Genomic DNA, 10,620 nt, shown 5'->3' with positions numbered 1-10,620 from the left:
CGGCTCGCCCGAGCCGCCGGCCGGGGCGGCCGAGCGCCAGGGCACCGAGGTGGCCGCCGCCCGCGCCGCCGCGGCCGGCATCAGGTTCGGCGACTGCCCGGACGCGGAGGAGCTGCCGGGCACCATGAAGTGCGGGACCGTCACCGTCCCGCTCGACTACGCGCACCCGGACGGCCGGCACATCGAGCTGACCGTCGGCCGGGTCCGGGCCACCGGCAAGGCCCCGGGGGACGGCGGGCGCGCGGTGCCCCGGCAGGGCGCGCTGGTCTACAACCCGGGCGGACCGGGCGCCTCGGGGCTGCACTTCCCGCTGATCGGCATGGTCCCCGAGTGGAAGCGGCTGGCGGCGGCGTACGACCTGGTCGGCTACGCGCCGCGCGGGGTCGCCCCGTCCGCGCCGCTGTCCTGCCAGGACCCGAAACGCTTCTTCAAGGGCCCCCGGCCCGCTCCGGAGCAGCCCTCGGACGCGTACAAGCGGGAGCGGGCCGCCGAGGCCGCGGCGTACGCCCGTGGCTGCGCCGAGCGGGCGGGTAACGCGCTGCGGCACTACCACTCCCTGAACAACGCCCGGGACCTGGAGGTGATCCGCGCCACGCTGGGCGAGCGGAAGCTGACCTTCATGGGTGCCTCGTACGGGACGTACTTCGGCGCGCTGTACGCGGAGCTGTTCCCGGGGCGGGTGCGGCGGATGGTGTTCGACTCGGTGGTCGATCCCGGCCCGGAGATGATCTGGTACCGCAACAACCTCGCACAGTCGGCGGCGTTCGAGCACCGCTGGCGGGACTTCCGCAAGTGGATCGCCGCCCACGACGACGTGTACGGGCTCGGCGACACCCCGCGCGAGGTGCGGGGCAGTTACGAGCGGGCGAGCGGGCTGCTGGCCGAGCGGCCGGCCGGCGGCACGGTCGGACCGGCCCAGCTCCAGGGCTCGTTCCTGCGGGCCGGGTACTACGACGAGCACTGGCCGCACCGGGCGCGGGCGCTGTCGGCCTATCTGAAGGGCGACCCGGAGCCGCTGGTGGAGCTGGCCGGGCCGCATCCGGAGGCGGCCGAGGGGGCGGAGAACTCCAGCGCGGTGTACACGGCCGTCGAGTGCAACGACGCGCCCTGGCCGACCGAGTTCGAGGTCTGGGACCGGGACAACACCCGGCTGGCGCGCCGGGCGCCGTTCGAGACCTGGGACAACGTGTGGACCAACCTGCCGTGCGCCTACTGGCGGGCGCCCCGGCAGCGGCCCTTGGACGTGCGGACCGCGCCGGGCGAGCTGCCGCCGGTGCTGATCCTGGCCGCCGAGCGGGACGCGGCCACGCCCTACGCCGGGGCGCTTCAGCTGCGGCGCCGGCTGGCCGGCTCGGTGCTGGTCACCGAGCGGGACGCCGGCACCCACGGCATCGCGGGCGGCCCGAACGCGTGTGTCAACGGCCACGTGGAGGCGTACCTGTTGGAGGGCCGGCTTCCGGCGCGGGACGCGTCCTGCGCCCCGCGCCCGGCGCCGAGGCCGGCCCCGGAGAGCTGACCGGAGCGGCCCGCCGCCCGCGCGCTCAGGCCAGCCCGGCCACCAGCTCCGGCAGGTCCTTGCGGCGGCCGGTGTAGAACGGGACCTCCTCGCGGACGTGCCGGCGCGCCTCGGAGCCGCGCAGGTGGCGCATGAGGTCGACGATCCGGTACAGCTCGTCGGCCTCGAAGGCGAGGATCCACTCGTAGTCGCCCAGCGAGAACGAGGCGACCGTGTTGGCCCGCACGTCGGGGTAGCCGCGGGCCATCTTGCCGTGGTCGGCGAGCATCCGGCGGCGGTCCTCGTCGGGCAGCAGGTACCAGTCGTAGGAGCGCACGAACGGGTAGACGCTGATGTAGTCGCGCGGCGTCTCGTCGGCGAGGAAGGCCGGGATGTGCGCGCGGTTGAACTCGGCCGGCCGGTGCAGCGCCATGTTCGACCAGACCGGCTCCAGCGCGCGGCCCAGCCTGGTGCGGCGGAAGAGGTTGTACGCCTCCTGGAGCTGGTCGCTGGTCTCGGCGTGCCACCAGATCATGACGTCGGCGTCGGCGCGCAGCCCGGACACGTCGTAGGTGCCGCGGACGGTGACGTCCTTGGCGGCGAGCTGGTCGAACAGCTCCTGGACCTCGTCGGCGTACCCGGACCGCGCGGCGGCGTCGGGAAGCGTGTCCTTCAGCCTGAAGACGGACCAGAGGGTGTAGCGGATGACCTCGTTGAGGTCCTTGGCCAGCTTGCCCTTGTTGGGGATGCGCTCGGCGGCAGGGGTGGTGGCGTCGTCACTCATGGCCTTATTCTCCCGCCCCGCCGTGCGGGCTCGGCACCGGGTGGGCGGTGAGTTCCTGCACACCGGTGAGGTCGCCGTGCAGCTGGTCGACGGCCGCGTGGGCGCTGGCGACGGACGCCGGGATCCCGACGCCGTCGTAGGCCGCGCCGCACACCGCGAGGCCGGGGAGCTTCGCGACGTGCTCGCGGACGCGGACCACCCGCGCGTGGTGGCCGACCGGGTACTGCGGCAGGCCGTCGTGCCAACGGGTGACGCGGGTGGCGACCGGAGCGGCGGTGAGGCCGGTGGCCTGCTCGAGGTCGTGCCGGGCGGCGGCGACCAGGCCGGTGTCGTCGCGGCCGAGGATCTCCGTCTCGCCGTGACGGCCGACGGAGGTGCGCAGCACGACCAGCTCCGGGTCCGCGCGGTCGATCCAGCCCCACTTGCGGGAGGCGAAGGTGGCCGCCTTGATGGTGCGTCCGTCGACCGGCGGCACCAGGAAGCCGCTGCCCTCGGGCAGCGCGGCGGCGTCCGCGCGGCGGTAGGCGAGGCTGATCAGCGCCATGGAGGCGTACTCCACGGCGGCCAGCTCGGCCGCCGCGGCGGGCGCCTCGGCGCGCAGCAGCGACGCGGCGGCCGGGGCGGGGACGGCGACCACCACGGCGTCGGCCGCCAGCACCCGGTCGCCGGCGACGATCCGCCAGCCGCCGTCCGGGGCGGTGCGGCGCAGCTCCGTCACCGGCGTACTCAGCAGGATCTCGCCGCCCTGGGCGCGGACCGCCTCGGCGACCGCCGGGGGCAGGGTGCCGATGCCGCCCTCGATGCCCATGAAGACCGGGCCGCCGGGGCCGGGCGCGGCGGCCGTGCGGCCCTGGATCGCGCGGACCGCCTCGGTGAGCGAGGTGTGCGTCCGCGCCGCCTCGAACAGCTGCGGGACGGCCGAGCGCATCGAGATGCGGTACGCGTCGCCCGCGTACACCCCGCCCAGCAGCGGCTCGACCAGCCGGTCGACGACCTCGCGGCCGAGCCGGGCCGCCACGTACTCGCCCACCGCCACGTCGTCCCCGACCTCGGTGCGGGGCAGTTCGGCGTCCCGCTCGATGCGGGCCAGCCCTTCCTCGGACAGCACCCCGGACAGCGCGGCGGCGGTGCCCGGCACCCCCATGACGTGCCCCTTGGGCATGGGCCGCAGGGCGCCGCGGGTCCACAGCGCGGCCGTCGCGGTGGCCGGCGGCCGGAGCCGGTCGCCGAGCCCCACCGCGCGGGCCAGGCCGACCGCCTCGGGGCGGCGGGCCAGCATCGACTCGGCGCCCAGGTCGACCCGGACGCCCGCGATCTCGCCGGGCAGCAGCTTGCCGCCGACCCGGTCCGACGCCTCCAGCACGGTCACCCGCGCGCCCCGCTCCAGCAGCCGGTGGGCGGCGGCCAGACCGGCGATCCCGGCTCCCACGACGACGACATGCCCCGTGCCCGCACGGGTCCGACTCGCACACATGCCACCACCTTCTCAGACCCCACTGACAACGCCCGCCGGCCCCCTCGGTGTCCGGTCCGCGTCCGGACCGTGACCCGTTCGGGACCGGCGGGCGCCAACGTTCGGCCCCGTCCCGGCGTCGAAGGAGCATCAGTCGTCCAGAGCGCGGGGGTCCGCATGCACGCACACCGTTCACCACACCGTTCCGTACGGCGTCCCGTACGCCGTTGCCCGCGCCGTCCCGTCACGGCGCCGGCCGCCCTGCTGCTGGCCGCCGCCCTCGCGCTCACCGGCTGCTCCGGGGCGGACGACAGCGGCGCGGGCAGCACGGCCGACAAGGCGGCCGACGCCGGCCAGGGCGGGCAGGGCGGGCAGGGCGCGCCGCAGGGCGCCGGCGGCGGGGCCGGCAAGGAGGCCGGGGCGACGGCGCCGGTGAAGCTGCCCGCCACCCACATCATCCGCACCGCCTCGCTGACCGTGCGGGTCGAGGACGTGCCCAAGGCCCTCGCCGAGGCCCGGACCGCCGCCGAGGACGCGGGCGGTTACGTCGGCGAGGAGAGCACCGAACGCGACGACGAGGACCACGAGTACACCGAGGCGGTGCTGCGGGTGCCCGTCGACGCCTACGACAAGGTGCTGGCCGGCCTGGAGGGCGCGGGCAAGCTCCTGGACCGCAGCTCCAAGGCGCAGGACGTCACCGACCAGGTGGTGGACGTCGAGAGCCGCATCACCTCGCAGCGCGCCAGCGTGGCCCGGGTCCGGGAGCTGATGGACCGGGCGGAGCGGCTGAGCGACGTGGTGACGCTGGAGGGCGAACTGAGCAGCCGGCAGGCGGAGCTGGAGTCGCTGCTCGCCCGGCAGGCGTCCCTGAAGGACCGCGCCGCGCTGGCCACCATCACCCTCTCCCTGACCGAGTCGCCCGCGCCGGCCGGCGCGGGCGAGGACGACGATCCCGGGTTCACCGACGCCCTGGCGGGCGGCTGGGACGCGTTCGTGACGATGCTGCGCTGGCTGGCCGTGGTGCTCGGCGCGGTGCTGCCGTTCGCGGCGGCGGCGGCGCTGCTGGTGCTGCTGTGGGTGCGGGTGCCGCGGCCCCGGCGGCCGCGCCGCCCGGCCGCCGCCACCGCGACCGCCCTGGGCCCGCTGCCGACGGCCCGCCCGGCGCCGGGGGCGGACCGGGAGGGCGAGGAGGACTGACCCGTACCCCGCCCCGTAGCGTGTCCGCATGGACATGAGCGGCGGCGGGGCAGGCGGGCGCGAACGACTGGTGATCATCGGCGGCGACGCCGCGGGGATGTCCGCGGCATCGCAGGCCCGCCGGCTGAAGGGCCCGGGCGAGCTGGAGATCGTGGCGTTCGAACGCGGCCACTTCAGCTCCTACTCGGCGTGCGGCATCCCGTACTGGGTGGGCGGCGAGGTCGACGAGCGGGACCGGCTGATCGCCCGCACCCCCGAGGAGCACCGCGCCCGCGGCATCGACCTGCACACGCGCACCGAGGTCACGGAGATCGACGTGGCGGGCCGGCGGGTACGCGCGCGTGCCGTCGATTCCGGGGCCGAGTCCTGGACGGCGTACGACAAGCTCGTCGTCGCGACCGGCGCCCGGCCGGTGCGGCCCGACCTGCCGGGCGCGGACGCCCCCGGGGTGCACGGCGTGCAGACCCTCGACGACGGGCAGGCGCTGCTGGACACGCTGGCCCGCGCGGGCGGCCGCCGCGCGGTGGTCGTCGGCGCCGGGTACATCGGCGTGGAGATGGCCGAGGCGCTGATCCACCGGGGCTACGAGGTGACGGTCGTCAACCGCGGCCGGGAGCCGATGTCCACCCTCGATCCGGACATGGGCCGCCTGGTGCACGAGGCGATGGAGGGCCTCGGCATCACCATGGTGAACGACACCGAGGTCACCGAAGTGCGCACCGGCCCGGACGGCCGGGTGCGTGCCGTGGTCACCCCGGACGCGACGTACCCGGCGGACGTCGTGGTGCTCGGCATCGGCGTGACCCCCGAGACGTCGCTCGCGCGGGCCGCCGGTCTCCCCGTCGGCCACTACGGCGGGCTGCTGACGGACCGTGCGATGCGGGTGCGCGGGCAGGCGGACATCTGGGCGGGCGGCGACTGCGTCGAAGTGCTCGACCTGGTCTCCGGGCAGGAGCGGCACATCGCGCTCGGCACCCACGCCAACAAGCACGGGCAGGTCATCGGCACCAACGCGGGCGGCGGGTACGCCACCTTCCCGGGCGTGGTCGGCACGGCGGTCAGCAAGGTCTGCGACCTGGAGATCGCCCGGACCGGACTGCGGGAGAAGGACGCCCGCCGGGTGGGTCTGGAGTTCGTCGCGGTCACCATCGAGTCGACCAGCCGCGCGGGCTACTACCCGAACGCCTCGCCCATGACGGTGAAGATGCTCGCCGAGCGCCGCACCGGCAAGCTGCTGGGCGTGCAGATCGTCGGCCGGGAGGGCGCGGGCAAGCGGGTCGACATCGCGGCGGTGGCGCTCACCGCGGGCCTGACGGTGGAGCAGATGACCGCCCTGGACCTCGGTTACGCCCCGCCGTTCTCGCCGGTCTGGGACCCGGTGCTGGTGGCCGCCCGCAAGGCGGCCCGGGCGGTCGAGCGACGTGGCTGAGCGCGTTCACGCGGTGCCGTTGATCCGGTCGATGGCCTGCCGCGCCTGCTCCCCCGGCGGCCGGGGCGGCAGCGACGACACCGGCGCGGGGGCGACCACCGGGGCCGGCTGCTCCCCCGACTGCGCGCCCGGCCGGGCGTGCGCCGCGCTCCGCGCGGAGCGCAGCCGGTGGCTCACCGCCTCGTCCAGCGTCACCGGCCGCTGCCGCTGCGCGGCCAGCCGCCCGGCCTCCTGGCCGAGCCGGGCGACGTCCTCCCAGGGCAGCCGCAGTACCAGCGCGATCTCGGCCTCGCCGTCGGGCAGGGCGTGCATCGCGGGAGTCGCTCGGTCGTTCATCGCCTGTTCCTCCCTCGTCCCGCGGCACCGCGCCACGGACGGTCGAGGAGGGATACGGGGACCCGAACGGCGGCGTTCAGCGCGCCCGCCGATTCGCCGCCCGCGTCCCGGGCAGAAGTGATCCCGTGGTCATCCCCGTCCATGACGTGAACCCGGTGCGCCGCACCCCGTGGGTCACCTACGCGCTGATCGCCGCGAACATCGCGGTGTTCCTGTCCATGCCCGGCATGGCCGACTCGCTCACCGGCGCCGGCGGCCTGGCCCAGCAGTGCCATCTCCAGGCGTACCTGGACCACTGGGCGGCCGTCCCGCAGGAGCTGATCCACCACCGGCTGCCGCGTCTGGTGCCCACCGGCGACACCGGGGTGGGCCCGCACGGCCCCGGGTGCGTGATCGCGGCGCCGGACTACGCCAAGTCCCCCGAGCTGAGCGTGCTCACCGCGATGTTCCTGCACGGCGGCTGGCTGCACCTGCTGGGCAACATGCTGTTCCTGTGGGTCTTCGGCAACAACGTCGAGGACCGCATGGGCCACCTGCGGTTCCTGCTGTTCTACCTGGTCTGCGGCTACGCGGCGGCGTACGGGTTCGCCCTCACGGACACCACGTCCACGGCGCCCCTGATCGGCGCCTCCGGGGCGATCGCCGGCGTCCTCGGCGCGTATCTGGTGCTCTACCCAAGGGCCCGGGTCTGGGTCCTCGTGCCGTTCCTGATCTTCCTGCCGCTGCGGCTGCCGGCCTGGATCGTGCTGGGCCTGTGGTTCGTCCTCCAGGCGTTCTACTCGGCCGGCCAGGGCGTCGCCGACGCGGGGACCGTCGCGTACGTGGCCCATGTGGTCGGTTTCGTGCTCGGCATGCTGCTGGCCTGGCCGCTGAAGCCGGGCACCGTCCCGCCGCCGGAGCCACGCGGACTGGTCTTCGGGCGGCGGGCGCGGCGGGCGCCCTGACCGCGCGCCGCTGCGGTGCCGGCGGCCGATCAGGCTCGGCGCGACGGCCGCCGGGACCGCGTCAGCGTGCCGTGCGGGTGTGCACGTCCGCGACCAGGCGGGTCAGCGCGTCCGGGTCGGTGGTCGGCAGGACGCCGTGGCCGAGGTTGAAGATGTGGCCCTCCAGGCCCTCGGCGGCGGCGAGCACCTCGCCGGTCTTGGCCTCGACGGCCTCCTGGGAGGAGAAGAGGACGGCCGGGTCCAGGTTGCCCTGGAGTGCCTTGCCGGGGCCGACCCGGCGGGCGGCCTCGTCCAGCGGGACGCGCCAGTCGACGCCGACCACGTCCGCGCCGGCCTCGCCCATCAGGCCGAGGAGTTCGCCGGTGCCGACGCCGAAGTGGATGCGCGGGACGCCGTAGCCGGCCACGGCATCGAAGACCTTCGCGGAGGCGGGCATGACCGAGCGGCGGTAGTCGGCGGGGGCGAGCGCGCCGACCCAGGAGTCGAAGAGCTGCACGGCGCTGGCGCCCGCCTCGATCTGCACCTTGAGGAAGGCTGCGGTGATGTCGGCGAGGCGGTCGAGGAGGTCGGCCCACAGCTGCGGGTCGCCGTACATCAGCGCCTTGGTGTGCTCGTGGTTGCGGGACGGGCCGCCCTCCACCAGGTAGCTGGCGAGGGTGAAGGGGGCACCCGCGAAGCCGATCAGCGGGGTGGCACCGAGTTCGGCGGTGAGCAGCCCGAACGCCTCGGTGACGTAGGAGACGTCCTCGGGGGTGAGGTCGCGGAGCCGGGCCAGGTCGGCGCGGGTGCGGACCGGGGTGTCGATGACCGGGCCGACGCCGGGCTTGATGTCGAGGTCGATGCCGATCGCCTTGAGCGGGACGACGATGTCGCTGTAGTAGACCGCCGCGTCCACGCCATGCCGGCGCACCGGCTGCAGGGTGATCTCGGTGACCAGCTCGGGCCGGGTGCAGGACTCCAGCATCGGGATGCCCTCGCGCACCTTGTGGTACTCGGGCAGCGAGCGGCCGGCCTGGCGCATGAACCACACGGGTGTGTGCGGCACCGGCTCGCGCCTGCACGCCTTGAGGAAGGCGGAGTCGTACGTGGCGGTCGGCGGCTGGCCCGTGGGGGTCTCGTTGGCACTCACGACGGAAAGTCTCGCACGCTTCGGCGCCCGTCCCGGCCCCCGGGGCGCACCGGGGCGGGCGGTCCCGTCGCCGCGCCCGGCCCGTGCGCCGCCCTCCCCGTCCGCGCGCCGCGTGATCCGGACATCGCGCCCCGCTGCGGGTGTCCTCCCTGCGCCCGGGCGCCGTTCCGCTTAACCTTCCCCGCATGGCTGCGGCTCAGGGACGACTGTCGGACGGCACGGGCGGAATGGACGAACCCAACAACATCAAGGACGGTGCGGAGGGCGTCGGATATCCGGAGGATACGGCTCCGCTGCCGTTCCGGTCCGCCGTCGACGCGCTGCGGGCGGCGCGGCTGCGGCCCCAGATCGAGGTGGAGGCGACCCGCCCGCCGCAGCGGCTGGCGCCGTACGCGTACGCGCTGGAGGCCGCGGTCGTCGACGGCGACGAGGATCTGGCGGACGGGCGGTTGGTGCTGCTGCACGACCCGGCCGGGCACGACGCCTGGCAGGGCACCTTCCGGCTGGTGACGCTGGTGCGCGCGGAGCTGGAGCCGGAGCTGGCCAATGACCCGCTGCTGCCGGAGGTGTGCTGGACCTGGCTGACCGGCGCTCTCCAGAACCGCGGGCTGTCCTACGGCGAGGCGGGCGGCACGGTGACGCGGGCCAGCTCGCACTACTTCGGCGGCCTGGCCGCCCGCCCGGCCGCCTCGCAGATCGAGATCCGGGCCTCCTGGACGCCGCGCGAGGGCCTGGGCGGGGTGCCGGACGCCGCCGCGCACCTGGGCGCCTGGTGCGACCTGCTGGCCCAGGTCGGCGGACTGCCGCCGGCCGGTCCGGGCGACGCGTCGGTGGTGACGCTGCCGCAGCGCCGGGGGCCGCAGTCGCGGTAGAGGCACACGGAGAGCGGGGAGGGCAAGGCTTCGGCCTTGCCCTCCCTCTTTTGTCCCCGCAACCGGTCGGGTCACTTTGTCGATACGGCCACTTTCGAGCGCGTAGTGACGCACTCCGAAACCGTTCGATCTTCGAATGGTCGACCGCCTGTCCGAATTGCTCGGATTGTTACTCACCAGATCGTGATCATTCTCTAAAGGACGACAGGTTTGCTGCCGAAGACGACTGTGACCTTGAAAGCACCGCCCGTCCCCGCACCCAGGAGGCCTGGTGTCCGTTCTCCTCGAGCAGCCCGCAAGCCTGGTCGCCTACCGCCCGAACAAGCCGACCGCCATGGTGGTCGTGGCCGACCCCCGCGTCCGCTCCACCGTCACCCGCCATCTGTGGGCGCTCGGTGTGCGCGACGTCATCGAGGCCTCGTCCGTCGCGGAGGCTCGTCCCCGCATCGGCAACCCTCGCGACATCTGCGTCGCCGACGTCCATCTCCCCGACGGCTCCGGCCTGACCCTGCTGTCCGAGACCCGCGCCGCGGGCTGGCCCAACGGCCTCGCCCTCTCCGCGGCCGACGACATCGGCGCGGTGCGCAACGCGCTCGCCGGCGGTGTCAAGGGCTATGTCGTCACCGGCACCCGTACCAACGTCGGGCTCCCCACCCGGCCCGGTGCCGCCCCCATCGGCGCCGCCGCCGCCCGGCTGCACCGCCGCCCCCCGGGTGCCCCGAACCACCCGGGCGGCTACCGCGAACTGTCCGGCCGCGAGGTCGAGGTGCTCCGCCTGGTCGCGGAGGGCCAGTCCAACAAGGCGATCGGCGTCTCGATGGGCCTGTCCGCGCTGACCGTCAAGAGCCACCTGGCCCGCATCGCCCGCAAGCTCGGCACCGGCGACCGCGCCGGCATGGTCGCGGTCGCCCTGCGCACCGGCATCATCCACTGACCCCACCCACTCCCTATCGCGACAACACCCCAGGTGCCCCCCGGCGG

Annotated in this window: 10 protein-coding genes; 6 read left to right on the top strand and 4 right to left on the bottom strand. The window is 75.0% G+C overall.

What is annotated here, in order from left to right; translation table 11 throughout:
* Positions 1-1,516 (top strand): alpha/beta hydrolase (locus tag ACTT8P_RS36785; RefSeq protein ID WP_442836148.1); only part of this gene is annotated, 1,516 nt, incomplete at its 5' end.
* A gap of 25 nt (positions 1,517-1,541) precedes the next feature.
* On the opposite strand, the gene hemQ is transcribed toward ACTT8P_RS36785, so the two are convergent.
* Together hemQ and hemG are read right to left on the bottom strand one after the other, a co-directional pair.
* Positions 1,542-2,279, bottom strand: coding sequence for a hydrogen peroxide-dependent heme synthase (gene hemQ / locus ACTT8P_RS36780; protein ID WP_442836147.1), 738 nt, complete (start codon positions 2,277-2,279; stop codon positions 1,542-1,544).
* A 4-nt stretch (positions 2,280-2,283) separates the two neighbouring features.
* A complete protein-coding gene (gene hemG, locus ACTT8P_RS36775; protein WP_442836146.1) occupies positions 2,284-3,753 on the bottom strand; it encodes a protoporphyrinogen oxidase in 1,470 nt (489 codons plus the stop codon).
* A gap of 156 nt (positions 3,754-3,909) precedes the next feature.
* On the opposite strand from hemG, the gene ACTT8P_RS36770 reads away from it, so the two are divergent.
* Together ACTT8P_RS36770 and ACTT8P_RS36765 are read left to right on the top strand one after the other, a co-directional pair.
* Positions 3,910-4,929, top strand: a complete 1,020-nt coding sequence (locus ACTT8P_RS36770; RefSeq protein WP_442836145.1) for a DUF4349 domain-containing protein — start codon at positions 3,910-3,912, stop codon at positions 4,927-4,929.
* 28 nt (positions 4,930-4,957) lie between these two features.
* Entirely contained in the window at positions 4,958-6,358 is a 1,401-nt protein-coding gene (locus ACTT8P_RS36765) for an FAD-dependent oxidoreductase (RefSeq protein WP_442836144.1), read from the top strand.
* A gap of 6 nt (positions 6,359-6,364) precedes the next feature.
* Here the strand turns inward: ACTT8P_RS36765 and ACTT8P_RS36760 are convergent, their stop codons facing one another.
* On the bottom strand, positions 6,365-6,694 hold the full coding sequence (locus ACTT8P_RS36760) for a hypothetical protein (RefSeq protein WP_442836143.1): 330 nt from the start codon (positions 6,692-6,694) through the stop codon (positions 6,365-6,367).
* 125 nt (positions 6,695-6,819) lie between these two features.
* Between ACTT8P_RS36760 and ACTT8P_RS36755 the strand changes: the two genes are divergently transcribed.
* Positions 6,820-7,638: a rhomboid family intramembrane serine protease gene (locus ACTT8P_RS36755; protein ID WP_442836142.1), complete on the top strand. Its 819-nt coding sequence runs from the start codon at positions 6,820-6,822 to the stop codon at positions 7,636-7,638.
* Between the two features lie 61 nt (positions 7,639-7,699).
* Here ACTT8P_RS36755 and hemE read toward each other — a convergent pair whose 3' ends face one another.
* Positions 7,700-8,767 carry a uroporphyrinogen decarboxylase gene (gene hemE / locus ACTT8P_RS36750; protein ID WP_442836141.1) on the bottom strand — a complete coding sequence of 356 codons (1,068 nt, stop codon included), beginning with the start codon at positions 8,765-8,767 and terminating at the stop codon, positions 7,700-7,702.
* Positions 8,768-8,952: 185 nt separating this feature from the next.
* Between hemE and ACTT8P_RS36745 the strand changes: the two genes are divergently transcribed.
* Complete coding sequence (locus ACTT8P_RS36745) at positions 8,953-9,639, top strand: DUF3000 domain-containing protein (protein ID WP_442836140.1); 687 nt, start codon at positions 8,953-8,955, stop codon at positions 9,637-9,639.
* A gap of 271 nt (positions 9,640-9,910) precedes the next feature.
* Positions 9,911-10,573: a LuxR C-terminal-related transcriptional regulator gene (locus ACTT8P_RS36740; RefSeq protein WP_442836139.1), complete on the top strand. Its 663-nt coding sequence runs from the start codon at positions 9,911-9,913 to the stop codon at positions 10,571-10,573.
* Positions 10,574-10,620 lie beyond the last annotated feature (47 nt).

It is taken from the genome of Streptomyces sp. JW3 (genome assembly GCF_052216785.1).
In the GTDB taxonomy this organism is placed as follows: Bacteria; Actinomycetota; Actinomycetes; order Streptomycetales; family Streptomycetaceae; genus Streptomyces.
Note: the sequence above shows the minus strand (reverse complement) of the source record. Positions and strands in the feature narration are given on the sequence as shown.

Bases quoted from the DNA above. Each gene is read 5' to 3' on its own strand.
- hemQ (WP_442836147.1), bottom strand. From the start codon at position 2,279: ATGAGTGACGACGCCACCACCCCTGCCGCCGAGCGCATCCCCAACAAG.
- hemG (WP_442836146.1), bottom strand. From the start codon at position 3,753: ATGTGTGCGAGTCGGACCCGTGCGGGCACGGGGCATGTCGTCGTCGTG.
- ACTT8P_RS36770 (WP_442836145.1), top strand. From the start codon at position 3,910: ATGCACGCACACCGTTCACCACACCGTTCCGTACGGCGTCCCGTACGC.
- ACTT8P_RS36765 (WP_442836144.1), top strand. From the start codon at position 4,958: ATGGACATGAGCGGCGGCGGGGCAGGCGGGCGCGAACGACTGGTGATC.
- ACTT8P_RS36760 (WP_442836143.1), bottom strand. From the start codon at position 6,694: ATGAACGACCGAGCGACTCCCGCGATGCACGCCCTGCCCGACGGCGAG.
- ACTT8P_RS36745 (WP_442836140.1), top strand. From the start codon at position 8,953: ATGGCTGCGGCTCAGGGACGACTGTCGGACGGCACGGGCGGAATGGAC.